Here is a 24,312-nt window from a genome sequence, read left to right as displayed (position 1 = left end):
GTTGTGGGAGCATTCCTTTTTTATTAAAGGCGATATTGCCGTTTCTTTTTGGATACTTTGTTGACTTATCGTAACGATTACTATTATACTACTAATAGTAAAATTTACGATTTGAGGGGTAGATCAATATAATGGCAGCAATGAAATCGCGTATAATTTTGCTCGTCCTTGCACTGGTACTGGTATTTACACTAAGTGCATGCGGACCTAAGAGCAGTGGAAGTATAGTTGAAGGGAAAGTAAATGTAGTTACAACCTTTTATCCTATTTACGAGTTTGCTAAGGAGATTGGCGGGGAAGATATCAATGCTATTAACCTGCTTCCAGTGGGTGTGGAGCCACATGATTGGACACCGCGCAGTCAAGACATTATCAACACTTCTAAGGCACAGCTATTTCTATATAACGGTGCAGGCTTAGAAGGCTGGGTCCCTAACTTTTTAAAAGGCCTTGATAGCAGCAGTAAAGTTAAGGCGGTTGAAGTAAGCCAAGGTATTGATTATATCATGACCGATGAAGATGACGGGCATGATCATGGGGCAAGTGAGGAAGATTCTCATCAAAATGAGGATACGGATCATAACAGTAATGCCTCAGGAGACAGCCTGCATACGGACCCGCATACTTGGGTAAGTCCAAAATCAGCCATTACTATGGCTCAGAATATTAAAGAAAGCCTTCAGTCCGTGGATCCTGAGCATAAAGAAGGTTATGAAGAGCGTTACAATAAGCTTGCTGAACGTCTGCAGGCATTAGATAGTAAATTCAAAGAGGAGCTTGCTAAGCTGCCCAACCATAAGATCGTAGTATCGCATCAGGCTTTCTCTTACCTTGCCCGTGATTATGGATTGGATCAGCATGCGATTATGGGACTTTCGCCGGACGCCGAGCCGCGCGGACAGGATTTAGTGAAGCTTGCGAAAATGGTAAAAGATGAAGGTATTAAGTATATCTTTTTTGAAGAGCTTGTCTCCGATAAACTGGCTAAGACTCTGGCAGCCGAAGCGGGCGTTTCCACTATGGTGCTTAATCCGGTAGAGGGACTTACTGCGGAGCAAGAGAAGAACGGCGATAATTACTTCACTCTGATGGAGAAAAATTTGCAAAATCTGATTATGGCCTTACAATAATAAGGAAAGTATAAGGGAAAGGCGGTACTTAAGCATGCAATCGGTATCCTTGGACTGCCATCAGCATATCATCGATATACAGGATCTTTCTTTTTCATATGGGGAACAGAAGGTGATATCGAATCTTAACTATAGTGTAAGAGAACGAGATTTCCTTGGTATCATTGGTTCTAATGGTGCTGGTAAAACAACATTGATGAAAATGATCGTCGGCTTGCTTCCGGCGAGCAGTGGTGAAATTAAATTATTCGGAACGCCTGTCCGCAAGTTTAAAGACTGGGAACGGATCGGATATGTTCCGCAAAAAAATGCTTTCAACCCATTGTTTCCAGCAACGGTGCGTGAAGTAGTTCTGTCAGGTCTATATAATAACAAGAATCTGATCCGCAGAGTATCTAAGGCTCAGCATCGTCAATGTGAGGATGCACTTGAAGTCATGCGGATACAAGATATTGCGGAGAAAAGAGTAGGCCAGCTGTCAGGCGGTCAGCAGCAGCGTGTTTTTCTGGCTCGGGCGCTGATTAACCATCCTGACCTGCTGATTTTGGACGAACCTACCGTGGGTATTGATGCCGAATCACAAGCGGGATTCTTTGAATTAATTACGCATATGCATGCTCATCATCATATGACCTTCCTGATGGTGTCGCATGATATCGACATGATTAAAAATTATTTAGGTCATGAGCCCGTGCAGACAAATGGTAAAATCAACTTTTACTCCCGCCACTCACATGATCTCCAGAATTGCACAGAAGAGAACCTGCAGCACACGCTCTCTTAAGTCATAATTGAACTCTGAACAGGGGTGCCTCTGTTCTCAGGGCATACATAACTTGCGTGTGGAAGTTAGTCAGTAGACATGGTTTTATTAAGAGGTATTTTAACCTTGTTCCTATTTCTTATTTTCTCTTACCTAAGCACCACCAAAGTACAAGCGTGTCCCTTTAGGGACGAAAGCGATCTTTCCCCGACCTATCTATGTTCAGTAACACTAACTCCTACGCTAGTTGCACTTAACGGGTGTCCAGAGGGCAGAGCCCTTGGGGCCCTCCCTTGGAAGGGAGGGTTTGGGAGGGATCGAAAAAGGTTTGAAAAAGGTTTGAAAAAGGTTTTAAAATGGTTTTAAAATGGTTTGAGTTTGTATGAAGGAGAGTTTAAGTTGGAAATACTATTTAGCGATTTTTTTCAGCGGGCGCTTGCGGGCGGACTGCTGATTGGTATAACAGCGCCGCTTATAGGCGTTTTTCTTGTGCTTAGACGATTATCCATGATTGGTGATACGCTGGCTCATGTTACTATAGCGGGGGTGGCACTCGGTTTTCTAACAGGATTTTATCCGCTGGGCGCAGGCCTTATCTTTGCAGTGGTAGCGTCCTTCGCGATTGAAAAGCTTCGCAAGGCTTATAAGAGTTATGCGGAGCTGTCGATTGCCATTATAATGTCGGGCGGAGTGGCGTTGGCTTCACTCTTTTTCACCTTAGGAAAAGGTTATAATGCGGACGTAATGAGTTATTTGTTCGGCAGCATTTATACGCTCGATAATACTGATTTGATCGTGGTAGGCATAGTGACTATAGCTGTTGTAGTAGTAGTATCGATGTTCTTTAAAGAGTTCTTTTTGCTTAGCTTTGAAGAGGATGCAGCAAGTGTAAGTGGGCTGCCGGTGAAGCTGCTTAACATGCTGATCACCATCCTGACAGCACTTGTGATTAGCACAGCGATCAAGATTGTGGGCTCGCTATTAGTATCTGCTTTGTTGACTATTCCGGTCGCAATCAGCTTATTGCTATCTCGTAGCTTTAAATCCTCGGTCATCCTGGCGGTTATCATTTCGGAGATTGCCGTTGTAGGAGGACTAGTAGTAGCTGGAGTGTGGAATTTGGCTCCCGGTGCAACTATTGTGCTTTTGCTCATATCATTATTGGTATTAACCTTGATCGGTAAAAAGGGATTGCCAGCATAAACAGCGAATTAAGTAATCGGTATCGCATTAGGCAAGCGTAAACGCCTTCGGTGTCCTTGTAAGGACGATAAGCGTTTAGGTGTGAAATATAAGAAAAGTAATAATGAGAAATTAATCCTTTCTTATATTAAAAAAAGGAGCCATAAGCAGCTCCATGAAGTGACTCGAATGCCGGAAGGAGAGCCGCTATTTTGTCTAATATCAATGCAGGAATTGCTTTAGCTGCAGGGGTGGCATCGTTTATATCGCCATGCTGCTTACCGCTGTACCCCTCTTATTTATCGTATATTACCGGGTTATCCGTTCAACAATTAAAATCAGGCAGCAACTCTAAAGAGGTTCGTATACGCACCCTGACTCATACATTGGCATTTATATTAGGTTTTTCTGCTGTTTTTTACACACTTGGTTTTGGGGCTGGGTTATTCGGGCAATTCTTTAATGGCCAGCGTGATCTGATCCGGCAATTGTCGGCGATTCTAATTATTGTAATGGGTTTATTTTTGCTTGGGATTTTTCAGCCCCAGTTTCTACTTCGCGAACGGAAGCTTGATTTAAAATGGAAACCGGCGGGTTATGTGGGCTCCTTTATTTTCGGGATTGGTTTTTCTGCTGGTTGGTCACCTTGTATCGGACCGATTTTGACGGCAATTATTGCACTGTCGGCAAGCGATCCAGGCACTTGGTTTACATTGATTACCGCGTATAGCATCGGATTTGCTTTGCCATTTTTTCTTTTAGCCTTTTTCCTTGGCGGAGTGAAGCGTATCCTTAAGTATTCGAATCTGCTGATGAAGATTGGCGGCGTCCTAATGGTATTTATGGGTGTTTTGCTGTTCACGGATCAAATGTTCCGGATAACAGTGTGGCTACAAGGAATAACGCCGGATTGGCTAATTTTTTAAAATACAAGAATTTTTAGAGCTTAGGTGAAGTAATCAATACCTGCTTCAGGAAAATGCTCGAAAATCCGCTCTGTGATAAATTCTCGCAGGGCGGTTTGCTGTTCATCCGGATAGACATATTTGTTCTGTCCCCAGCGGCCCCATTTCTTTTTACGTTTCTCCATGTCCATTTCTAGTTTAGATTTCGGGTAACGTTTCTCAATTACAGTCTTGGCTGTTTTGGTGAATCGGTGCTGAATCATTTCAAAGGTTAGACCTTTTCCTATTTCCGGCGGGAGGGTCTTGGCTAATTTGGCCAGCAGCTCCGCGTAGCCTTCCTGCCAGCCGTCATACCAAATAATTGGGGCAATGATGAAGCCCAGTGGATAGCCGGCACGTGCGACCTTTCCAGCCGCTTCAATTCGCTCTTCAAACCGCGAGGTAGCAGGCTCGAAATTTTTGATCACATAGTCAGCATTTACGCTAAAACGAATTCTGGTATGTCCGTTATGCTGCAAATCGAGTAGAGGTTCAACATGTTGGTATTTGGTCACAAAGCGCAGGCGGCCAAGGGGCTCCGCTGCCATGAATGTGATGAGTTCTGACAGAGATCCGGTAATATGCTCCAGTCCTAATGGATCTGAGGTACAGGCTGCTTCAAAAGTCGTGATTTCAGGGCTACGCTCCTCGATATATTTTTTGGCGGCGTCAATGATGTCTTCGGTGTTTACATATACACGAATGTAAGGCTTTGCACCTAAAGTAGTCTGCAAATAACAATAATGGCAGTGGCCCATGCAGCCAGTTGCGATCGGAATTGCATAATCTGCGGAGGGTTTGGATTGGTCAAACTTTAAGGTTTTGCGCAGGCCGACTACAAGTGTTCTTTTGGCAATTTTATATTGCTCGACCTCTGTGTCACCCGGGAAATTCATTATGCGGTTATGCGATGTAGTCATGCGATAGGGAATATTGTTAGCCTTCACCCATTCCATGATCCGTTCACCTTTCGGGTAATTTAAAGCATCCGGCTCGAAGAAAACAAGCTCGGGGACAAAAAGGGCTGTAGCTTTTCTGGTTCTCTTTACGGGAGGGGTCTCAGGCGTCACTATAGTCATGAATTCACGCTCCTTCTGAAAGATGAGTAAGTTTATTATGCCTAACTGAGTCTCATTAGAAGCATGGCAATCATGGGTAACTCGGTAACTCCTCAGCATGTTCTCTTGAAGGACTTGCCAAGGGGCGTTAGAAACATGTATCATTGTTAGAGCAAGGTTTGGCTCGGCGCCAGGTTCATTATAGAAAAGAGGTAAATTTTAATGCCAACACCCAGCATGGAGGATTATTTGGAGCGCATATATAAGCTCATTGATGAGAAAGGTTATGCGCGGGTCTCAGATATTGCCGAGGGACTGGAAGTACACCCCTCCTCTGTGACCAAGATGATCCAAAAACTGGATAAGGACGAATATCTCATCTATGAGAAATATCGTGGGCTTGTCCTAACCAACAAAGGGAAAAAAGTAGGGAAACGTCTTGTTGATCGTCATCAACTATTGGAAGAATTCCTCGGTTTGATCGGAGTACAGCAGGAATTTATCTATAATGATGTTGAAGGGATCGAGCACCACTTGAGTTGGGATTCGATTACACGTATCGAAACGTTGGTGGAATATTTCCGCCGCGATGAAGAACGTCTGCAGACTTTATATGCTATTCACAATGAACTGGCAAGCGATTCTTGAAATGTTTTTTCCCGAAACGGATACCGTCCTTAAAGTTATGCCCAGCAAGGCTTTGGTGAGCATAAACTACTTGATGGTATAGCCGTTTCTATTTTGTTTAGTGCAACCTTTCCCAGTTTTTAGCGTCAAAACGGATAAGTCCTTTTTCTGGCTGAGATTGATACCGCTCTTTTGAAGGGTGGAATCGGTACATCAACTTGGAGGATTGATCCGTTTTTTCTTTTTTTATTGGATACATATTATTTTAGATTTGGGGAGGAATTATGAATTATCGTAAATGGATGTTGGGATTGCTAGTATTAGTATTGTTTCTGCCTTTATGGTCTCCTGGGGCACGTGCGGCAGCTGTGCAGATTACCATTGAACTGGATGGCGAGGCGCTGGCAAGCGATGTGCCGCCGTATATCACAGCTTCGAATGTAACGATGGTGCCAATTAGCGTCATTAGTAAAGGGTTGAGTGCTGGAGTAGTTTGGAATCAAAGCAGTAAGACAGTTACAATCACGCAAGGAGATACAGAGATCAAGCTGACCAGTGGCCAGAAAAGTGCATTAGTTAATAATGCTTCTGTAGCCCTCGACACCTCAGTACAGATTAAGCAGGGACGGGTTATGGTGCCGCTTCGTTTTGTAAGTGAGCAATTGGGGTTACAGGTTATCTGGGATCAGGCTACCAAACATATTTCTTTGTACTCTAATACAGAGCCGCCGCAGGCTGCTGATCCGGAAACGCCAGCAGTACCTACAGCGACTCCAGTCGTTACGCCAACGCCGACCCCAGCCCCTACAGCGACTCCAAAACCGACCTCGCCAACAGTTCCAAGTATCCCTGGTGCGTCGGCTAACAAGGAGATGAAGGGAGCCTGGATCTCTACAGTATTTAATCTGGACTGGCCTTCAGTAGCTTCTGCAGGTAACGAAGCGAAACAAAAACAAGAATTTGATAATCTGCTGGACAAGCTAAAAGCTGTTGGTTTTAATGCTGTTTATGTACAGGTTAGAACCTCAGCAGACAGCCTATACCCTTCTGTTCTAGTTCCTTGGTCTAAGGTGCTGACCGGCACACAAGGAAAAAATCCGGGTTATGACCCGTTGAGCTATATGGTCAGCGCTGCACATTCACGCGGTATGCAGTTCCATGCATGGTTCAACCCATTCCGCGCGACAACGGATGCTTCTACATCTGCATTAGCAAGTAATCATGTGGCTAAATCAAATCCGGAATGGATTGTAGACGCCGGAGGTAAAAAATACATCAATCCAGGGATCCCAGCAGCCCGCCAGCATATTATCGATACAGTGTTAGAGGTCGTCAAAGGCTATGATGTAGATGGTGTCCATTTGGATGATTATTTCTATCCTTCAGGTGTATCTTTTGCTGATGATACTGTCTATAAGACTTATAACACGAAGAACCTGTCCTCTAAGGCGGATTGGCGCCGCGATAATATTAATGAATTCGTCCGTCAATTGGGAGAACAGATTCATAAGGTGAAACCGAAGGTTTCTTATGGAATTAGTCCGTTTGGTGTATGGCGTAATATCAAAAAAGACAGCACAGGTTCGGATACCACAGCTGGAGTTACCGCTTATGACGATATGTACGCCGATGTTCGGACATGGATCAAGCAAGGCTGGATTGACTATGTAGCACCGCAAATTTATTGGAGTTTGTCCTTTAGCACTGCCCGCTACGATAAGCTAGTAGATTGGTGGGTTAAAGAAGTAGAGAATACGAATGTTAAGCTCTATATTGGGCAAGCTGCTTATAAGGTTGGAGCAAGTGACCAGAAAGCAGAATGGCAAAGTGGCGACCAAATCATCAACCAGCTTAAATATAATGAGAAATATAAAGAGGTTGCAGGCAGTATTATGTTCAGAGCAAATGACATTGTAGTCCGCAATCCGTTTGGATTATCAAATTCGCTGACCTTTTATTTTCAGTCCAAATAAGATAACTGTTCTAGATAAGGAGTCATGAATACTCCCCCGTGCTCATAGATAAGCAATAGAATCTATGGGAAACGGGGGATTTTTGTGTATGGAGATTAACGCTGTGTTTGAAGGAGGGGGAGTAAAAGGGATTTCTCTCGCTGGAGCAGTTGAAGCCACGGAAAGGGCGGGGCGAACCTTTAAAAAGGTCGCTGGAACCTCCTCAGGCGCGATTGTAGCGACTTTACTGGCCGCGGGTTATGAAGGTGAGGAAATGAGTCGGATTATCCAAGGAACTTCTTTTTCATCGTTTATGAAGCGAGCTCCCATTTATAATACGGCTTGGGTAGGTCCTGCACTGCGAGTGTTATTGAAGAAGGGATTGTATTCGGGTGAAGCCTTGGAATCGTGGATGAGATCGCTTTTGCTTAAAAAGGGAATTATCACTTTTCGTGATCTGCCTCCAGGCAAACTATCTATAATTGCTTCTGACATTACCAATGGCCGGATATTGGTCTTACCAGATGGGTTGGAACAGTATGGAATCTCTCCTGAACATTTTGAGGTGGCTAAGGCTGTCCGTATGAGCTGCAGTATTCCTTATTTTTTTGATCCAGTGATGCTCAGGTTAAATGGACAGTCCGCTAGAGGGAAGTCTTTTATTGAGCAATTTGTATACGTTGTGGACGGAGGATTATTAAGCAATTTTCCTTTATGGCTATTTGACGGGATGAATGAGAATAGTAAAGTGCCGGGGAAAAGAATCCCTACGGTAGGGTATCAAACAGTAGGTAAAACCGACCCGCAGCCCCACAGGATTAGGGGACCATTCAGTATGCTGCAAGCTATGGTCAGTACCATGCTGTCTGCTCATGATGAGAAATATATTGAAAATGATAAATATGTCCGCACAGTAACCATCCCAACGCTTGGTATCGGCACGACCCAATTTAATATTACGAAGATGCAAAGCGACGAATTGTATGCCGCCGGACTGAAAGCAGGGGAAGACTTCTTTAAGGAATGGCGCCCCCGATAACAAGCAAGCTTCATAATATCAGAAAAAAAGCATCCCGCACGTTATTTTGAAACGTGGGGATGCTTTTTGGTGTTTGTCATAATTTAGTTAATGGTACTTCGGAAGCTGATCATCGTTTTTCCCTTTATTTCCTTCGATGACTTGGAAGGGATAACTTTTGCGTTTGCCTGGTGCTGCTTGTGTCTTGCGAATCCCAGCTACCTTGGTCATGGTTTTCTGCGAAGGTTTGACTTTGATTCTAGATCCATTACTGCTGCGTGCGTATTTCCCTGGTCCCATTTTGTAAGCATAATAGATAATCGCTAACAGTACTAAGGGGAGAATCAGCTTCGACAGCGTGTAGAAAGGCTCAGTCAAGACTCCAATCACAAAACCGAATATTGCAAGAATTACTGAAATCCAAAAAATTAAAGCATGCCTGATCATAGGACACTCATCCTTTCGCAGGATCCAATATGCCGCCTGACACACTTGCCTCCGTATATCCTCTGGCTTCAATCTCTGCATCAAGCTCACGCATACGATTGAAAGAGGCGATGGATACTTCTACCTGATCATCCTTTGGTTCTTTGGTAGTGAGCAGCTGCAGCCATAGTCCAGGATATCCCAAGTATTTGAGACCTGGAATTTCTCTTACTGCGTTGGTACCCTTCAGAACCTCAAACGAAACACCGATTACGACAGGCAGCAGAATAATCCGTTGGATCACACGTTCCCAAAGATTATCCCATGGTACTACGGAGTAAATAATAACGCCGAGGATAATCGTCAGCATCATAAAACTGCTTCCGCAGCGGTAATGCAGACGGCTGTATTTCTGAACGTTCTGGACAGTCAGCTCTTCGCCTGCTTCAAAGGCGCTGATGACTTTGTGTTCCGCACCGTGATACTGGAATAGCCGCTTGATCACAGGTGTTTGCGAAATCGCCCATAAATAGACCAGCAAGAGAACCATTTTAATGCCGCCTTCTATGAGGTTGTGCAGTACATAGTTATCAAATGCATTCTTGAATAAAAAATCTTCGACAAATACTGGGACAAGCGTAAAAATGAGCTTTCCGAATAAGAAGGAGAGAATACCCATTACAGCAACGCCAAAAATCATTCCGAGGCTCCAGCCTTCGTCCTTTTTCTTCGGCTTAGCTTTCTCTTTCGCCAGTTCTTCGGGTTCCAATTCATCTTCGGCATAGGATTCAGCCGAATAGTTCAAGTGCTTAGAGCCTTTGGCGCTGGCATCTATAATACTGACAAGGCCGCGAAGCAGCGGAATCTTGCGCAGTTTAGTGACCCAGCTCTTATCGCTTCTTGGCACCTCCAAAAATGTAATCTCCTGATTCTTTCGTCGCACGGCTGTTACATTAATATGCTTGCCGCCGAACATGACGCCTTCAATGACGGCTTGGCCGCCATAGCTGGGAGTTTCCTGGGACAACCAATTCACCTTCCCGTAATTAATATGATTTATATAATACATTGTAACTAATTTTTGAAGACATTACTAGTTGGATCGCCTTTTGCTGCACATACTACCTTATATGGACAAGGAGAGACAAATCGTTATTAAAAATACGGAAAGAGAGGCAATTCTATGAGCAAATCACATCAACAACAATCAGATCATACTAATATTTGGTTTTTTGCGCTCGAATTAGGTTTTTTCGCAGGTTTGATTTGGGGAGGGCTGCACTGGTTAATCTACTGGTTCAGCTTTACCAAGGTTAGTCCTGGTTATTTAGCAGAGCCGTTTTTTAAACATACTTTTCTGACAACAATGTATGGACATCTCGTGGGTTATTTGTTTTTCATCTTATTTTCAGTGATAGCCTCACTGCTATATGTGCTTATTCTGCGCAAGCTGAAGGGACCTTGGCCAGGATTGGTTTATGGTGTTTTGTGGTGGGTAGTTATATTTATTCCCGGCTCGCAAATGTTTCTTATGCAGCCGCCTTTTAAGCTGCCGTGGAACACTGTGATTAGTGAGTTCTGCCTTTTTTTACTTTGGGGGATGTTCATTGGATACACAGCGGCGATTGAGTATACCGACGAACGAAAGCGTGAGCAAGCGACTGCACTTGCCTAACGGCTCGAAAAAACTTCTCAAGGGGATATCCCTATGTTAAAATACAATGTGGCTATTTCGAGAGGAGAATGAAAATGGGTAACGAGCGCGTCTCCAAGCTGCGTAAGGTTTTGCAGGATAAAGGATTGGAAGCAATGTTGATAACCAGCGGTTATAACCGCCGCTATTTAAGTGGATTTACCGGATCGTCCGGTTATGTATTGGTGACAAGCGATGATTGTTATCTGCTAACTGACTTCAGGTACATGACACAGGCTGCGGATCAAGCGGTAGGAGTTAAGGTTGTAGAGCATGGTCCTAAATTTATTGATACAGTACGCGAGTTGCTGCCAACAGGCAGTGAGGTACGTGTTGGTTTCGAACAGGATGATGTCTCATTCAGCGCTTATACCTCATATGCGGAAGCCCTTAAGCCGGCAGTGTTAGTTCCAGTTTCCAAAGCCGTGGAAGACCTCCGTATGTTCAAGGATGCTGAAGAGCTTGCTGTTATGCAACGTGCAGCTGATCTGGCTGATGCTACATTCAATCATATTCTGAATGTGATCAAACCAGGCATGACTGAAAGAGACGTCGATTTGGAAATGGAATTCTATATGCGTACCCACGGGGCAACTGCGTCATCGTTTGATACGATTGTTGCTTCAGGTGAACGTTCGTCCATGCCGCATGGCGTAGCAAGCAGCCGTGTAATTCAAGGTAATGAATTTATTACGCTTGATTTCGGCGCATTACTCGATGGATACTGCTCAGATGTGACTCGTACCATTGCACTCGGAGCTCCAGATCCGAAGCTGAAAGAAATCTATGATATTGTGCTGGAAGCTCAGCTACATACGTTGGCACATATCAAACCGGGTATGACTGGACGGGAATGTGATGCACTGGCACGTGATATCATCGCTAGCTACGGATATGGTGATCAATTTGGACATAGCACGGGTCATGGACTTGGAATGGAAGTTCATGAATGGCCGCGTTTGTCCAAGCTGAGTGACGATATCATGCAGCCGGGAATGGTGGTTACTGTGGAACCAGGTATCTATTTGCCGGGGATTGGCGGAGTACGTATTGAAGACGATGTTGTGATCACCGAGAGCGGAATATCGCTGCTGACCCATTCGTCCAAAGAATATACAGTACTGTAAGTATGAAAAAGTAGTGGTTTAATTATCGAATTCAGGAGGGATTTTTAGTGATTTCAGTAAACGATTTTAAGACAGGCTTGACCGTAGAGGTGGACGGTGATATTTTTACCGTTCTTGATTTCCAGCACGTTAAACCAGGTAAAGGTGCAGCGTTCGTTCGCTCTAAGCTGAAAAACCTGCGCAATGGTAACACTGTAGAGCGTACTTTCCGTGCAGGTGAAACTATTGGCCGTGCTATTATTGAGAACCGTGGCGTGCAATATTTGTATGCAAGCGGATCTGAGCATGCTTTCATGGACAACGAAACCTATGACCAATTCGAATTGTCCAGCAAGCAGCTTGAATGGGAATTGAACTTCCTTAAAGAGAACATGACTGTAAACATCATCAGTTACCAAGGTGAAATCCTTGGGATCAACCTGCCTACCAGTGTAGAGCTGAAGGTTGTTGAAACTGAGCCAGGTGTGAAGGGAAATACAGCTCAAGGCGCTACTAAATCGGCCAAGCTTGAAACAGGTCATTCTGTACAAGTTCCTTTGTTCATCAATGAAGGAGATGTGCTGCTTATTGATACTCGCGAAGGTAAATATATCTCCCGCGCGTAGGAAGCATCATACTTGCCGAACTTATAACCAATCAGCCTCCCCCGTTATTACGGTGGGGGGTTTTTGGTATATAAACGAGGATGCATGAGGAACAGTATGGGTGTGGGATATTATACTTACGAATTAAAGGATTAGAAGGAGGCGCATATGAGAAAATTAATTATATCTGAGTTCATATCCCTTGATGGTGTTATGGAAAATCCACAATGGACCTTCTCATTCGCAAGTGAAGAACAGGAGCATTTCAAATTTGCTGAACTGAAAGCTGCTGACGCTCTAATGTTAGGACGGACAACCTACGAAGGTTTTGCAGAGGCTTGGCCAAATATGGTTGAGCAGACGGGTGAGTACGGTGAAATGATGAATGGATACGCTAAGTACGTAGTCTCCACAACTCTCGAAGAAACAACATGGAGCAATTCAAGCTTGATCAAGGGCGATCTTGCTCAGGAGGTGTCCAAGCTGAAGGAGCGGCCGGGGAGAGATATTCTCGTTTTTGGCAGTCGTACGCTTGCGCAGAGCCTCATGCAGCTTGGTCTTGTCGATGAATATCAGCTTCTGGTCTTCCCGATTCTGCTGGGTAGCGGTCAGCGCCTGTTCGATAACGTTGGTGAAGAGAAGACGTTGGAGCTAGTGGACTCCAAAAGATTCAGTTCTGGAGTGATGGCCTTGACTTATCGACCAGCTTCCCATTGAAATATTGGAAGACGAGTGAAATGAGGTCAGCTAGTGTGTTGAAGCTGACCTTATCTTTTTGTTAGCTTCTGGAAAATCAATAATTTTTTAATGAAATCATTAACGCATTACGCTATTTTCGTATTATACTGGTTTAAAGCGGGAAACCGATTAGAAGCAACTACATAGACCGATATGGGGAGTGAGTGGGACTTTGTCACTTTATGTTATGAAATTCGGAGGCAGCTCCGTCGGCGACACAGAACGCATGCAACGTGTTGCCAAGCGCATCGCAGACAAGCAGGATGAGGGACATCGCTGCGTTGTAGTTGTATCTGCTATGGGGGATACAACAGATGATTTGATCGATACGGCGAAGCAATTAAACGGGCAGCCGCCTGCACGTGAAATGGATATGCTGATGACAACAGGAGAGCAGATTTCCGTTGCTCTTTTGTCCATAGCTCTTCATGGGATCGGGCGGAATGCAGTATCTTATACAGGATGGCAGGCCGGGTTCCGTACAGACGAAACCCACGGTAGAGCTCGTATCAATGATATTGATCCACACCGTGTAGTAGCGTCTTTGGAACGCGAACAGATCGTTATCGTTGCCGGTTTCCAAGGGATGACTTTGGATGGTGAGATCACTACCCTGGGCCGCGGAGGATCGGACACGACAGCTGTAGCCCTTGCGGCTGCTATTCAAGCAGATGTATGTGAGATTTATACCGACGTTGATGGTATCTATTCTACAGATCCACGCATTGTGAAAACAGCCCGCAAGCTGAACGAAATCTCATACGATGAGATGCTAGAGCTTGCCAATCTGGGAGCGGCGGTACTACATCCGCGTGCAGTGGAGTATGCTAAGCGTCATCAAGTTAAGCTGGTCGTTAGATCGAGCTTTAATCATAATGAAGGTACTGTTGTGAAGGAGGAAGCAAGCATGGAGCAAGGAGTCGTAGTTAGTGGGATTGCTTATGATAAGAATGTAGCACGTGTCAGTATTCTAGGAGTACCTGATGTACCGGGTGTACTCGCTCAAGTCTTCGGCAAGCTGGCTGAAGAAGGCGTAAACGTAGATATCATTGTACAAAGTGGTGTGCAGAATGAGCAGGCTGACTTCTCATTTACAGTTTCACTTGATGAACTGGATCGTGCGAAGGAAGTAATTAAAGAAATCCATAAAACTTTACCTTACCGTGAAGTAACGTCCGAGGATAACCTCGTGAAGGTTTCTATTGTTGGCGCGGGTATGGTTAGCCATCCTGGTGTTGCAGCTCAAATGTTTGATGTACTCTCCCAAGAGGGAGTAAGCATTAAGATGGTCAGCACGTCAGAGATTAAGGTTTCTTGTGTAATCGAATCCGGCAATTTGCCATCGATCATTCAGGCGCTTCACACCGCTTATAATCTGGATACAACTGAGCAGGCCTTTGTTGGTGGTCCTAAGGATCGTCGTTAAGAGCCGTTTAATCAATAAAAAGGGAGATCCTACAGCTACTTAGCTACGGGGTCTCCTTTTTGGGCATCAGCTATAAATGAAAAGGAACGCTGCAGGTTTGAATGCAGCGTTCCTTTTTACATCTATATGGGTATTTATCCTAAACGTCTAAATCGGCCTAGAATTTCAACAGTCTCAAGTACATTGACGAAAGAGCTTGGATCCGTCTCAAGGATAGTCTTACGCAGCTCTGACAGCTCATAGCGGGTCGTTACGGTCATCAGCATTGTATTGCCCTCGTGACTGTAACCGCCCTCTGCGTTGACTACTGTGATGCCATGAGGCAGCTCTCTAAGACGATTCAGCATTTTATCCCGTTCCTTGGTAACAATGAAGCAGGTTAGCTTGACATGACGAATATGAATCATATCAACCACTCTGCTTTTCACAAAAATACAGAGCATAGCGTATAAGGCTGAGTCCCAGCTTTTAAAGAAGCCTAAACTCAGAATAACGATCCCATCCATTACGAAGAGTACATTCCCAATAGGAATATCCCGCTTGCGTGTAATAATCGAGCCTAATATATCAAATCCTCCAGATGAGCCCCCGGCACGGAGAGAAAATCCAACCCCGCCAGCAATAATTACGCCGCCAAAAATACTAGCCAAAATCGGGTCTTTGGTCACTTTCACCGCAGGAATAATTGTCATGAACCAGGTGGTAGCTAAAACGGAAAGCATGCTTAGTAAGATGTATTTTTTCCCCACTGCAATAAATCCCCAGATCAGAACAGGAAGGTTTATCGCAAAATAAATGATTGAGATGTACTTCGGATTAGTTACATACCCGATGACTGAAGCCACCCCCGCTACCCCGCCGCTTAGCAGTTGATGAGGAATTAGAAATAATCTCATCCCTGCGGCGACTAAAAAAGCTGAAAAAATAATGATTGCCGCTTCTCTTACTGGTCTGACTACGGACCGCATGCTGAGCGGTAGCCCGTAATTTCGAACGTGCATGACACAAATCCCCTCTTTTTCTTATGTCTTTTTAGTTTGCCTTTTTTTGAAAATATAAACTCACTATATTTCCAATTAAAAAGGATACCACAGATGAAGGCGTTCGTAAAAATTATTTTATCGTACTGATTATATTTATTTATGAACCCACTCACTATGAATTCTTTCACAGTCTGATCTGTAAATCTGTCATTTCTCATTGTCTAAAGTGAAAAAGCCACGCATATCCATGAATAATAGAAAGCTAAACAAGCCTCAGATGTCTTTTGGTATGAATGAATTAGTAAAAGGAGTGGAGTAGATTGGACAAGTATGTAAGCTGGATGGCGACTCTGCGGTTGTTCTCGGGCAGTGCAGAGATTATAGCTGCGCTGATAATGCTCAGATTAAATCAGGTCGATAAGGCGCTGGCTGTCAATTCTGGACTGGCTTTGGTAGGCCCGACCATATTGATATTGACGACAGCTATTGGCCTGACTGGGATGGCACAGCAGCTGTCATGGAGCAAATTAGGCTGGGTGGGCTGCGGTGTAGCCTTTCTCTTAATCGGGATTTTGAAAAAATGATAGATGATAGGCATATTAGGCGCGTACAAGCATAAATATGGAATAAAGCAATTAAGTAGAGGACAGCTTGGGGGTACTTTGTATGGCAGATGACTGGCTGCAATTGTTTCCTGAAAAAGTAAGAGCGCTGTTAAAGTGCCTTCCCCTTCCGCTGCTAGGAATGGTGGAGGAGATTCGTGTCCGTGAAGGTCGTCCGCTGGAAATTAACTACTCTGGTAAATATCACTTTCTAAGAGTGAATGGCAGTTTGACGCAGAGGCCTGAAGAAGCTTACAAGCCGTATCGGGAAGACACTCATCGACTGCTAGATCTGATCAGCAACCATTCGCTATATACGATGGAAGAAGAGCTGAGAAAAGGATTTATTACGATTCCCGGCGGTCATCGGATAGGACTTGCTGGTCGGACAGTACTGAGTGGCGGAGGTGTAGAGCATCTTCGTGATATCACTGGCTTTAATGTCCGTATTGCTCGTGAAGTACCTGGAATCGCAGATGGAGTGCTGCCTTATTTACTGGACAAGGGGCGGCAGCGAATGATGCACACCTTGATTCTCTCCCCTCCACAACATGGCAAGACTACCCTACTCCGCGATCTCGCAAGACAAATCTCCTTAGGGGAATTGGGCAAGCGCGAAGGGAATAGACCGGGGCTGAAGGTGGGAATTGTTGACGAACGGTCTGAAATTGCTGGCAGCCGGCGTGGTGTTCCCGCCTTTGACGTGGGTCCGCGGACAGACGTTCTTGATGGGTGTCCCAAGGCAGAAGGCATGATGATGATGATCCGGTCGCTATCGCCAGATGTATTAATCGCGGATGAGATTGGGCGTCCGGAAGATGCCGAAGCAGTTACCGAGGCACTGCATGCCGGAATATCTGTCATTGCTTCCGCTCACGGAAAAGATGTAACAGAGTTGGCTCGTAGGCCGGGTCTTGGAGGACTGCTGGAACAAAAGATGTTCGAGAGATATGTCATACTCCATCGTTCAGAAGCAGGTCTCACGTTTCGCATTCTGGATGGTCAGAAAAGAGGAATGCTGCTTATCTCTCCCGGGGATCGACTAGGTGGTGATTTGCATGCTTAAGCTGTTCGGTGCTGTGCTCATTGTGGTGGCTGGTACGCTTGCAGGTCTCCAGTTTGCTCGTCAATATGCAGACAGGCCCAGACATATCAGAGGTTTAATAGCAGCACTACAGCGGTTGGAAACAGAGATCATGTACGGCTTCACCCCACTGCCGGAAGCCATGCGGCGGATTGGGAATCAGTCGAAGGACCCGCTGAAATCGTTGTTTGTCAAAACAGCGGAGGAGATGAGCCCTCCCTATGACAGAAGCGCCCAGGATGCCATCCAGCGGGCGATGGAAGCATATTGGAAGTCTACCGCTATGAAGGGGACAGAAAGAGAGATTCTTCGCCAGCTCAGCTGTACTCTCGGCACAAGCGATAGGTCGAATCAGAGCACTCATATCGCGTTAGCATTGCAGCAATTGAAGCAGGAGGAGTCGGTGGCCAGAGAGGATCAAGGCAAATATGAAAAGTTAAGTAAAAGCCTGGGTCTGCTGCTTGGAGTACTGATCGTCATTTTGATCTTTTAGCGAGGTGCCAGGAATGAATATTGAAGTCAATGCGATTTTTCAAATTGCCGGCATTGGCATAATTATCGCCATGATACACACGGTGCTCAAACAGATGGGAAAAGAGGATTTCGCACATTGGGTCACCGTGATCGGGTTCGTAGTCGTGCTGTTCATGGTGATTCGTATGCTGGACGGGTTGCTGCAGGAAATAAAAACGATCTTTCTTTTTCAATAGGCGTGCTATGGAGATTATTCAAGTTGTTGGGATTGGGCTGATATCGACCATATTGATTCTCGTACTGAAGGAACAAAAACCGATGTTCGCCTTCCTTCTTGCTACTACAACAGGAATTCTAATTTTTATGTTTCTGATCGGCAAGATCGGAATGATCCTCTCTACACTGGAGCGGGTGGCTGAGTCATCGGGGATGGAAATGATTTATTTGAAGACTGTTTTCAAAATCATCGGCATTTCCTATATCGCGGAGTTCGGTGCACAAATTGTACGAGATGCCGGTCAGGAATCCATTGCTTCCAAAATAGAACTCGCCGGCAAAGTGCTAATTATGGTACTAGCCGTACCCATCATCAGCATCATTATCGAAACCGTCATGAAACTACTGCCTGCTTAAAGCAATCGTAAAGAGAGCTGAGCAACGAATCGGGAGGAGAAATTATGCAAGAGCGCAGTGTTTTCCGTCCTCCAAAACTAAAAATAATACTGCTGCTGCTTCCATTCTTTTTCATTCTATGGTTTGCAGGTACAGCTCAGAGTGTGCAAGCTTCCTCAACACCAGAATCCGGCAGTTCTTCCCCGGTAGACCAGTGGGTCAAGAGCCAGGTGAATAATTTGCCAAAAGATAAAGTGGAGTCGTATTGGGATCAGCTGATGAAGGATTATGGTGGTTTTTTCCCGGACGGGGCCACACCTACGCTAATGGACATGCTGCTTCCAGGAGATAAGGGGCTCAGCTTGAAGGGTGTGTTATCTGGGCTTCTAGGCTTTATGTGGCATGAGGTGCTGTACAACGGTAAGCTGCTTGTGACGATTGTGATGATCAGTGTACTCAGCATGATTCTGGAGACGCTGCAAACCGCTTTTGAGCGAAAAACGGTCAGTAAGGTCGCTTATACGCTCTGTTATATGGTGGTGCTGGTAATTGCCGTGAACAGCTTCAATATCGCTATTGGTTATGCAAAGGATGCTATCGACCGGATGATCGATTTCATGATGGCGATGATTCCACTGCTGTTCGCGCTGCTGGCTTCGATGGGGAATATCGTTACGGTCTCTGTCACCCATCCGTTAATTGTTTTTATGATTCATACGGTTGGCACCATGATCCACAGCCTTGTTTTTCCGCTTCTGTTCTTCTCGGCTGTGCTGCATCTGGTCAGCGCATTGTCGGAGAAATATAAACTAACCCAGCTGGCTAACCTGCTGCGAAACATCGGTGCTGGACTGTTAGGTGTACTGCTAACTGTGTTTCTAGGTGTAATTTCCGTTCGAGGGATAACAAGCTCAGTAACGGATGGGGTCACCATTCGGGCCGCCAAATATATTACAGGGAATTTTGTTCCGGTCATCGGCAAAATGTTCGCGGATGCCACAGACACAGTAATCTCAGCTTCACTGCTGGTGAAGAATGCGATCGGGTTATCGGGTGTCATTATCATATTGTTCCTGTGTGCTTTTCCGGCAATCAAAATCCTGGTGCTTGCCCTTATCTACAACATAGCCGCCGCTGTGATGCAGCCGCTGGGAGAGACACCGATTGTAGTCTGTCTCCAGACGATTGGAAAAAGCATGGTGTACGTATTCGCTGCTTTGGCTGCTGTTTCCTTAATGTTTTTTATGGCGGTTACGATCATGCTGACTGCGGGCAACTTGACCGTAATGATGAGGTGAAGCAACAAAACCTTTAGGAGGGAAACCATGAGCTGGTTGGGCGATTGGCTGCGGGAGATCATCCTGGTTGTGCTGTTGGCGTCATTTGTTGAATTGCTGCTCCCAAGCAAATCCATGGAGCGTTATGCAAGATTGGTGCTAAGTCTCCTAATCCTGCTCACGATGCTCAGCCCTATTGTCTCTCTCCTGAAAGGTGATGCAATCTCCGAACTGAGTGTCGCTATGGGACAGCAAGAGAAAGAAGGCGGTTTGTTCACTGGCGGAGGGAAGGGAGACCCATCCTTGGAACAGATTCTGGCAGATGGGCAAAAGCTTGCACAAGGCCGTCAGGAACAGAGTCTGCAGCTCGCTGCCGAAGAGGTGGCGGGTCAGATGAAAGAGCAGATTATCAGCGAGACCGGCAAACGCGGGGTTAATGTCACCGTAACGCTGGGCATGGGGAAGTCTGGCGGCACCGGTAACGAAGACGTCCCTGTCATTTCTAATGTAAAGGTCTCTATGCCTCAGACATCGGCTAACTCCCCGGGTACTTCCGGAGCTTCCAGCACAGCGACTACAGCACCCATTACAATCACTCCTGTAGCACCTGTAGAAGTTAAAATTGGCGCTAATCCGGCAGATAACGTAGAGAGTGAAGCAACATCATCAGATGAACCTAATAAAGCAGTGAACGGAACTGTGGCGGAAGACAGCGCGTCCTCGAGTGAAATGGAGTCCATTGTAAAGCTGCTGGAACTGAAGTGGGATTTGGATCCCAAAGTCATTCAGGTGGATGGCAGCGTGGCTAGTAACGTCAAATCATGAGCTTGCAGTTTCTAAATAACTATAATTTTTAGGAGGGATGGGAGTGGGCAATTGGCTGAAAAAGCTTGAGCAGTGGGCTGGGGGTGGGGCCGGCAGTCCGAAGAGAAGCCATACCTTTCGCTGGCTGATCATTCTGGGTCTGCTGGGCGCAGCGATCATGCTATTCAATTCCTTCGTCAATGTGAAGAGGATTGATAACGAGAATACAGGGCGCGAGCCGCCGCTGAATCAGTCCTCACAAACGGCGTTGGTGCAGAGTGATCCAACCACAACAACCAATTCGTTCGACAGCATCGAACTAGCGATGGAGAACCGGATGAAGGAGATTTTGGAGAAAATCGTTGGCGTCGGTACGGTCGATATCATGGTTACAGTGGAGTCTACAGAAGAAATTGTCGTGGTGCGTAATATGAATGACTCCCAGCAGCTTAGTGAAGAGACGGATGCCAGTGGGGGGAAACGTCATACGACACAATATACGAGGGATGGCGAAATCGTAACCTACTCGCAATCAGGGGACGAAACACCCATTGTGACGAAGCGGATTAAACCTCAGGTACGCGGCGTACTGGTAGTTGCCAAAGGGGCAGAGAACAAGGTTGTTCGTGGACTCGTCGAGCAGGCTATAGAAAAAGGCTTGAACGTCCCGATCCAGCGCATTTCAGTAGTACCACGCAAACAAGAGTAGCAGGAGAAAGTCAATAAGTGAGTGCTTCCGAAGCAGCCACTAGATTAAATTTTAGGAGGAATATGGAATGAACGGCAAAAGACAAACGATATGGTTGGTTTCTATGCTCAGCTTGATGGTGGTCCTCTCTGCATACTATTTATTCACTGAAGACTCAGGTGCTTCGATTCCAAAAGACACGGCTGGCACAATGCAGGTTGATTCCCTGAAAGACACAGCAGGTGCAGCGTTGCCAACGGTTGGTGACAAAGGTGTTGTTGTGAACGAAGTTGTTAGTCAAGGCGATGTTGTTGCTGATGAAGGCGTTGTAGATAGCACTACTGGCGCCGCTACTACGGACGACAGCGCTACTGCCGCCAAAACGGATGACAGTGCTGCTACCGCTAAAACGGATGATAGCACTACTACTGCTAAAACGGACGACAGTACAACTACAGCTGCTAAGGACGATAGCAGTAAAGCTGCCGCAAATAGCAGTGACTCAGAGAAGGCAACAACCGACACTGCTGCTAAAGATGCCGCGAAAACAGATACATCTGCTAAAGATACAGCCGCAAATACAACCACCAAGACTCCAGCCAAAAATGACAAAGAAATTCTCGATGAAGTAGCTTCTCAAAGTGTATCGGCGAGCAGCATGTTCACTAACTACCTTTATGAACGTGAGCAAAAGAATCTTAAGAACCAACAAGACTTGCTTGCTTTGATTAATGACATGGATAAAACACCTGCTGATAACGCAGTCGCTCAAGAACAACTTCTCAATCTTGAAGAAAAAGAATCCAAAATTACCGGTATCGAAGAACAGCTTCAACAAAAATATGGAGAAGCGATTGTAAAGGAAGAAGCTGGAGACAGCTACAAAGTAGTCGTTCTCAGCGACAAACTGGATGTAAAGCAAGCCGTTAGTATCGTGGATCTCGTAATGAAGGAACTGAGCGTGTCTCAAGATAAAATTAGTGTACAATACGTTTCCGAGCAATAATAAGCTGTAAAATTAAAAGAAAAATGACGAAAGAGCTCGGGTTGCCCCGGGCTCTTTCCATTTTTACCGATTGTGATATAATACATAAAGTTATCTTGTCCGCTTAAGAAGTGGCTTCGAGAGAAAGCTGAAGGAGTGAACTGATATATGTTCAAGTTGAGCGAAATTAAGGAATTGATTAAATTGCTGGACCAGACCTCCTCTGTACATGAGTTGGAGATCGAAAGCGAAGGAATGAAGCTTGCAATTCGCAAACCGGATCGCCCTGAAGCTGATGGAACAGCAGTACAGGCGACTCCTTATGCTGCCTATCCCTTTACGCCTGCCCCGCAGCCGCAGAGCGTACCGCAAGTATCCTATCCGGTAGTTGGTGAAGTTCCTCCAGCGCAGCAGCCACAAGCAGCTGATGAAGGCAAACTACATAAAATTGTGTCTCCAATGGTGGGGACCTTTTATAGTGCCGCTTCTCCGGAAACGCCTTCGTTTGTTAATGTTGGAGACCGTGTAAGTGAAAAATCAACGGTTTGCATTATCGAGGCGATGAAACTGATGAATGAGCTGGAAGCGGAGATCAAAGGTGAAATCGTGTCTGTACTTGCTGAGAACGGTCAGCTTGTAGAATATGGTCAACCACTATTCTTGGTTAAACCGGAATAAATACCGCAGACTACTTAAGGAGCGGAAGCTTCGCAAAACTTTGGGAGGAAACGCATGAACATTCAAAAAGTGTTGATTGCCAACCGCGGCGAAATCGCGGTCCGCATTATTAGGGCCTGCCGTGAACTGGGCATTTCCACCGTCGCGGTCTATTCGGAACCCGACCGGGATTCACTGCATGTCCGGTTGGCTGATGAAGCTTACTGCATCGGTCCGATGCCGGCCAAGGACAGCTATCTGAACTTTACAAATATTATGAGTGTAGCCACCTTAACGGAATGTGATGCCATCCATCCTGGCTATGGATTTTTAGCTGAAAATGCGGATTTTGCAGAGATTTGTGAATCTTGCAATATTATCTTCATAGGACCTTCTCCAGATGCCATAAACCGTATGGGTGACAAGGCTGTAGCGAAGGAAACCATGAAACTGGCTGGAGTTCCGATTATCCCGGGCTCAGATGGTCTTGTAGGCGATGTAGAGGAAGCTGTCATGCTGGGCCGCGATATTGGTTACCCAATCATCGTTAAGGCTACTGCAGGTGGCGGAGGTAAGGGAATACGGATTGCTGAGGACGAGGAATCTTTGGTGAAGCAGATCACTGCTGCACAACAGGAAGCACAAAAGGCGTTTGGTAACGCTGGTGTATATCTGGAGAAATTCCTAACAGGCATGAAGCATGTGGAGATTCAGATTATTGCAGATAAACATGGCAATGTAGTGCACTTAGGTGAACGGGACTGCTCCGTGCAGCGTCGTCGCCAAAAGCTGATTGAAGAGGCACCTTGTTCAGTGCTCACACCTGAAATTCGTGAAGCAATGGGTAAAGCAGCTGTTCGAGCAGCGCTTGCCGTGAATTATTCGGGAGCCGGAACACTTGAATTCCTGCTTGGACCGGATGGACAGTTTTACTTCATGGAGATGAATACTCGTATTCAGGTCGAACATCCAGTAACGGAAATGGTTACAGGTGTGGATTTGATTAAGGAAATGATTTCTGTAGCAGAAGGCAATCCGCTGTCATTCACTCAGGAAGATATCGTGATTAATGGCTGGTCGATTGAATGCCGTATAAATGCTGAAGATCCAGAGCGTAATTTCATGCCTTCACCAGGAAAAATCGGCTTTTATTTGCCACCCGGAGGCCTTGGCGTTCGTGTAGATAGTGCGGCGTACCCAGGATATACGATTTCCCCTTTCTATGATTCTATGATTGCAAAACTGATTGTATGGGCTCCTACACGTCAGGAAGCGATTGCGAAGATGAAGCGCGCCTTGGCTGAATTCGCCGTGGAAGGCATTCATACTACCATCCCTTTCCATCAGAAACTGTTGGAGCATCCTGTATTTTTGGATGGTAACTTTGACATTAAGTTTCTTGAAGAGTATGAAATTTAGGACGACTTCGGTTTGTTTGTCATAAAGTTCGTCAAATGATATAGTATGTTTAATAAGAG

General features: G+C 45.5%; 27 protein-coding genes. 23 read left to right on the top strand and 4 right to left on the bottom strand.

The window, feature by feature from the left end:
* Positions 1-140: 140 nt before the first annotated feature.
* The 4 genes from NSS82_RS23600 (at position 141) to NSS82_RS23585 (ending at position 4,001) form a co-directional block, all read left to right on the top strand.
* The gene (locus tag NSS82_RS23600; RefSeq protein ID WP_256718580.1) at positions 141-1,130 is read left to right on the top strand and encodes a metal ABC transporter solute-binding protein, Zn/Mn family; all 990 of its coding nucleotides are present in this window, start codon (positions 141-143) and stop codon (positions 1,128-1,130) included.
* Between the two features lie 34 nt (positions 1,131-1,164).
* A complete protein-coding gene (locus tag NSS82_RS23595; RefSeq protein WP_036682888.1) occupies positions 1,165-1,914 on the top strand; it encodes a metal ABC transporter ATP-binding protein in 750 nt (249 codons plus the stop codon).
* 378 nt (positions 1,915-2,292) lie between these two features.
* On the top strand, positions 2,293-3,096 hold the full coding sequence (locus NSS82_RS23590; protein WP_036682884.1) for a metal ABC transporter permease: 804 nt from the start codon (positions 2,293-2,295) through the stop codon (positions 3,094-3,096).
* Between the two features lie 191 nt (positions 3,097-3,287).
* Entirely contained in the window at positions 3,288-4,001 is a 714-nt protein-coding gene (locus tag NSS82_RS23585; protein ID WP_036682883.1) for a cytochrome c biogenesis CcdA family protein, read from the top strand.
* Positions 4,002-4,021: 20 nt separating this feature from the next.
* On the opposite strand, the gene splB is transcribed toward NSS82_RS23585, so the two are convergent.
* A complete protein-coding gene (gene splB / locus NSS82_RS23580) occupies positions 4,022-5,098 on the bottom strand; it encodes a spore photoproduct lyase (RefSeq protein ID WP_036682882.1) in 1,077 nt (358 codons plus the stop codon).
* Between the two features lie 201 nt (positions 5,099-5,299).
* Here splB and mntR point away from each other — a divergent pair, with 201 nt between their 5' ends.
* The 3 genes from mntR (at position 5,300) to NSS82_RS23565 (ending at position 8,695) form a co-directional block, all read left to right on the top strand.
* A complete protein-coding gene (gene mntR, locus NSS82_RS23575) occupies positions 5,300-5,725 on the top strand; it encodes a transcriptional regulator MntR (protein ID WP_036682880.1) in 426 nt (141 codons plus the stop codon).
* Between the two features lie 263 nt (positions 5,726-5,988).
* Positions 5,989-7,677 carry a family 10 glycosylhydrolase gene (locus NSS82_RS23570; protein ID WP_076273503.1) on the top strand — a complete coding sequence of 563 codons (1,689 nt, stop codon included), beginning with the start codon at positions 5,989-5,991 and terminating at the stop codon, positions 7,675-7,677.
* A gap of 88 nt (positions 7,678-7,765) precedes the next feature.
* Positions 7,766-8,695: a patatin-like phospholipase family protein gene (locus NSS82_RS23565; RefSeq protein ID WP_036682875.1), complete on the top strand. Its 930-nt coding sequence runs from the start codon at positions 7,766-7,768 to the stop codon at positions 8,693-8,695.
* An 87-nt stretch (positions 8,696-8,782) separates the two neighbouring features.
* On the opposite strand, the gene NSS82_RS23560 is transcribed toward NSS82_RS23565, so the two are convergent.
* Together NSS82_RS23560 and NSS82_RS23555 are read right to left on the bottom strand one after the other, a co-directional pair.
* Positions 8,783-9,121: a hypothetical protein gene (locus NSS82_RS23560; protein ID WP_036682871.1), complete on the bottom strand. Its 339-nt coding sequence runs from the start codon at positions 9,119-9,121 to the stop codon at positions 8,783-8,785.
* 7 nt (positions 9,122-9,128) lie between these two features.
* Positions 9,129-10,169: a DUF1385 domain-containing protein gene (locus NSS82_RS23555; protein ID WP_370510857.1), complete on the bottom strand. Its 1,041-nt coding sequence runs from the start codon at positions 10,167-10,169 to the stop codon at positions 9,129-9,131.
* Positions 10,170-10,283: 114 nt separating this feature from the next.
* On the opposite strand from NSS82_RS23555, the gene NSS82_RS23550 reads away from it, so the two are divergent.
* From NSS82_RS23550 to NSS82_RS23530, 5 genes are all read left to right on the top strand, one after another.
* Positions 10,284-10,775: a YqhR family membrane protein gene (locus NSS82_RS23550; RefSeq protein ID WP_036682865.1), complete on the top strand. Its 492-nt coding sequence runs from the start codon at positions 10,284-10,286 to the stop codon at positions 10,773-10,775.
* A 74-nt stretch (positions 10,776-10,849) separates the two neighbouring features.
* Positions 10,850-11,920, top strand: a complete 1,071-nt coding sequence (locus tag NSS82_RS23545) for a M24 family metallopeptidase (protein ID WP_076273504.1) — start codon at positions 10,850-10,852, stop codon at positions 11,918-11,920.
* A gap of 47 nt (positions 11,921-11,967) precedes the next feature.
* Positions 11,968-12,525 (top strand): elongation factor P, encoded by a 558-nt coding sequence (gene efp, locus NSS82_RS23540; protein ID WP_038572538.1) that lies wholly within the window; start codon positions 11,968-11,970, stop codon positions 12,523-12,525.
* Between the two features lie 147 nt (positions 12,526-12,672).
* Positions 12,673-13,221, top strand: a complete 549-nt coding sequence (locus tag NSS82_RS23535; protein WP_076273505.1) for a dihydrofolate reductase family protein — start codon at positions 12,673-12,675, stop codon at positions 13,219-13,221.
* A gap of 193 nt (positions 13,222-13,414) precedes the next feature.
* Complete coding sequence (locus tag NSS82_RS23530) at positions 13,415-14,668, top strand: aspartate kinase (protein ID WP_036682855.1); 1,254 nt, start codon at positions 13,415-13,417, stop codon at positions 14,666-14,668.
* A gap of 134 nt (positions 14,669-14,802) precedes the next feature.
* Here NSS82_RS23530 and NSS82_RS23525 read toward each other — a convergent pair whose 3' ends face one another.
* Positions 14,803-15,669, bottom strand: a complete 867-nt coding sequence (locus NSS82_RS23525; protein ID WP_081382367.1) for a YitT family protein — start codon at positions 15,667-15,669, stop codon at positions 14,803-14,805.
* A 302-nt stretch (positions 15,670-15,971) separates the two neighbouring features.
* Here NSS82_RS23525 and NSS82_RS23520 point away from each other — a divergent pair, with 302 nt between their 5' ends.
* The 11 genes from NSS82_RS23520 to accC all read left to right on the top strand — a co-directional run bounded on the left by NSS82_RS23520 (position 15,972) and on the right by accC (position 24,253).
* The gene (locus NSS82_RS23520) at positions 15,972-16,235 is read left to right on the top strand and encodes a YqhV family protein (protein ID WP_371915730.1); all 264 of its coding nucleotides are present in this window, start codon (positions 15,972-15,974) and stop codon (positions 16,233-16,235) included.
* A gap of 82 nt (positions 16,236-16,317) precedes the next feature.
* Positions 16,318-17,319 carry a stage III sporulation protein AA gene (gene spoIIIAA / locus NSS82_RS23515; protein WP_076273506.1) on the top strand — a complete coding sequence of 334 codons (1,002 nt, stop codon included), beginning with the start codon at positions 16,318-16,320 and terminating at the stop codon, positions 17,317-17,319.
* A complete protein-coding gene (spoIIIAB, locus tag NSS82_RS23510) occupies positions 17,312-17,830 on the top strand; it encodes a stage III sporulation protein SpoIIIAB (RefSeq protein WP_076104383.1) in 519 nt (172 codons plus the stop codon). The genes spoIIIAA and spoIIIAB overlap by 8 nt, the downstream gene beginning before the upstream one ends.
* A 13-nt stretch (positions 17,831-17,843) precedes the next feature.
* Positions 17,844-18,047: a stage III sporulation protein AC gene (gene spoIIIAC, locus NSS82_RS23505; RefSeq protein WP_036682849.1), complete on the top strand. Its 204-nt coding sequence runs from the start codon at positions 17,844-17,846 to the stop codon at positions 18,045-18,047.
* 7 nt (positions 18,048-18,054) lie between these two features.
* Complete coding sequence (gene spoIIIAD, locus NSS82_RS23500; protein WP_036682847.1) at positions 18,055-18,444, top strand: stage III sporulation protein AD; 390 nt, start codon at positions 18,055-18,057, stop codon at positions 18,442-18,444.
* Between the two features lie 44 nt (positions 18,445-18,488).
* Positions 18,489-19,721: a stage III sporulation protein AE gene (gene spoIIIAE, locus NSS82_RS23495; RefSeq protein WP_076098641.1), complete on the top strand. Its 1,233-nt coding sequence runs from the start codon at positions 18,489-18,491 to the stop codon at positions 19,719-19,721.
* A gap of 27 nt (positions 19,722-19,748) precedes the next feature.
* Positions 19,749-20,525: a stage III sporulation protein AF gene (spoIIIAF, locus tag NSS82_RS23490; RefSeq protein WP_038572534.1), complete on the top strand. Its 777-nt coding sequence runs from the start codon at positions 19,749-19,751 to the stop codon at positions 20,523-20,525.
* 43 nt (positions 20,526-20,568) lie between these two features.
* Positions 20,569-21,213 (top strand): stage III sporulation protein AG, encoded by a 645-nt coding sequence (gene spoIIIAG, locus NSS82_RS23485; protein ID WP_036682839.1) that lies wholly within the window; start codon positions 20,569-20,571, stop codon positions 21,211-21,213.
* A 67-nt stretch (positions 21,214-21,280) separates the two neighbouring features.
* On the top strand, positions 21,281-22,198 hold the full coding sequence (locus NSS82_RS23480; protein WP_036682837.1) for a SpoIIIAH-like family protein: 918 nt from the start codon (positions 21,281-21,283) through the stop codon (positions 22,196-22,198).
* Between the two features lie 147 nt (positions 22,199-22,345).
* Complete coding sequence (gene accB / locus NSS82_RS23475; RefSeq protein WP_036682835.1) at positions 22,346-22,855, top strand: acetyl-CoA carboxylase biotin carboxyl carrier protein; 510 nt, start codon at positions 22,346-22,348, stop codon at positions 22,853-22,855.
* A gap of 54 nt (positions 22,856-22,909) precedes the next feature.
* Positions 22,910-24,253: an acetyl-CoA carboxylase biotin carboxylase subunit gene (accC, locus tag NSS82_RS23470; protein WP_038572530.1), complete on the top strand. Its 1,344-nt coding sequence runs from the start codon at positions 22,910-22,912 to the stop codon at positions 24,251-24,253.
* Positions 24,254-24,312: the final 59 nt, after the last annotated feature.

It is taken from the genome of Paenibacillus sp. FSL H7-0735, assembly GCF_038008505.1.
In the GTDB taxonomy this organism is placed as follows: Bacteria; Bacillota; Bacilli; order Paenibacillales; family Paenibacillaceae; genus Paenibacillus_AQ; species Paenibacillus_AQ odorifer.
The sequence above is the reverse complement of the archived record's forward strand: the minus strand, read 5'-3'. Positions and strand labels throughout refer to the sequence as shown.

Coding starts and splice junctions, on each gene's coding strand:
- NSS82_RS23550 (WP_036682865.1), top strand. CDS start 10,284: ATGAGCAAATCACATCAACAACAATCAGATCATACTAATATTTGGTTT.
- NSS82_RS23560 (WP_036682871.1), bottom strand. CDS start 9,121: ATGATCAGGCATGCTTTAATTTTTTGGATTTCAGTAATTCTTGCAATA.
- accB (WP_036682835.1), top strand. CDS start 22,346: ATGTTCAAGTTGAGCGAAATTAAGGAATTGATTAAATTGCTGGACCAG.
- splB (WP_036682882.1), bottom strand. CDS start 5,098: ATGACTATAGTGACGCCTGAGACCCCTCCCGTAAAGAGAACCAGAAAA.
- spoIIIAA (WP_076273506.1), top strand. CDS start 16,318: ATGGCAGATGACTGGCTGCAATTGTTTCCTGAAAAAGTAAGAGCGCTG.
- NSS82_RS23565 (WP_036682875.1), top strand. CDS start 7,766: ATGGAGATTAACGCTGTGTTTGAAGGAGGGGGAGTAAAAGGGATTTCT.
- spoIIIAD (WP_036682847.1), top strand. CDS start 18,055: ATGGAGATTATTCAAGTTGTTGGGATTGGGCTGATATCGACCATATTG.
- NSS82_RS23555 (WP_370510857.1), bottom strand. CDS start 10,169: ATGTATTATATAAATCATATTAATTACGGGAAGGTGAATTGGTTGTCC.
- NSS82_RS23545 (WP_076273504.1), top strand. CDS start 10,850: ATGGGTAACGAGCGCGTCTCCAAGCTGCGTAAGGTTTTGCAGGATAAA.
- accC (WP_038572530.1), top strand. CDS start 22,910: ATGAACATTCAAAAAGTGTTGATTGCCAACCGCGGCGAAATCGCGGTC.
- mntR (WP_036682880.1), top strand. CDS start 5,300: ATGCCAACACCCAGCATGGAGGATTATTTGGAGCGCATATATAAGCTC.
- NSS82_RS23595 (WP_036682888.1), top strand. CDS start 1,165: ATGCAATCGGTATCCTTGGACTGCCATCAGCATATCATCGATATACAG.
- NSS82_RS23525 (WP_081382367.1), bottom strand. CDS start 15,669: ATGCACGTTCGAAATTACGGGCTACCGCTCAGCATGCGGTCCGTAGTC.
- spoIIIAF (WP_038572534.1), top strand. CDS start 19,749: ATGAGCTGGTTGGGCGATTGGCTGCGGGAGATCATCCTGGTTGTGCTG.
- NSS82_RS23600 (WP_256718580.1), top strand. CDS start 141: ATGAAATCGCGTATAATTTTGCTCGTCCTTGCACTGGTACTGGTATTT.
- NSS82_RS23480 (WP_036682837.1), top strand. CDS start 21,281: ATGAACGGCAAAAGACAAACGATATGGTTGGTTTCTATGCTCAGCTTG.
- spoIIIAC (WP_036682849.1), top strand. CDS start 17,844: ATGAATATTGAAGTCAATGCGATTTTTCAAATTGCCGGCATTGGCATA.
- spoIIIAB (WP_076104383.1), top strand. CDS start 17,312: ATGCTTAAGCTGTTCGGTGCTGTGCTCATTGTGGTGGCTGGTACGCTT.
- NSS82_RS23535 (WP_076273505.1), top strand. CDS start 12,673: ATGAGAAAATTAATTATATCTGAGTTCATATCCCTTGATGGTGTTATG.
- spoIIIAE (WP_076098641.1), top strand. CDS start 18,489: ATGCAAGAGCGCAGTGTTTTCCGTCCTCCAAAACTAAAAATAATACTG.
- NSS82_RS23570 (WP_076273503.1), top strand. CDS start 5,989: ATGAATTATCGTAAATGGATGTTGGGATTGCTAGTATTAGTATTGTTT.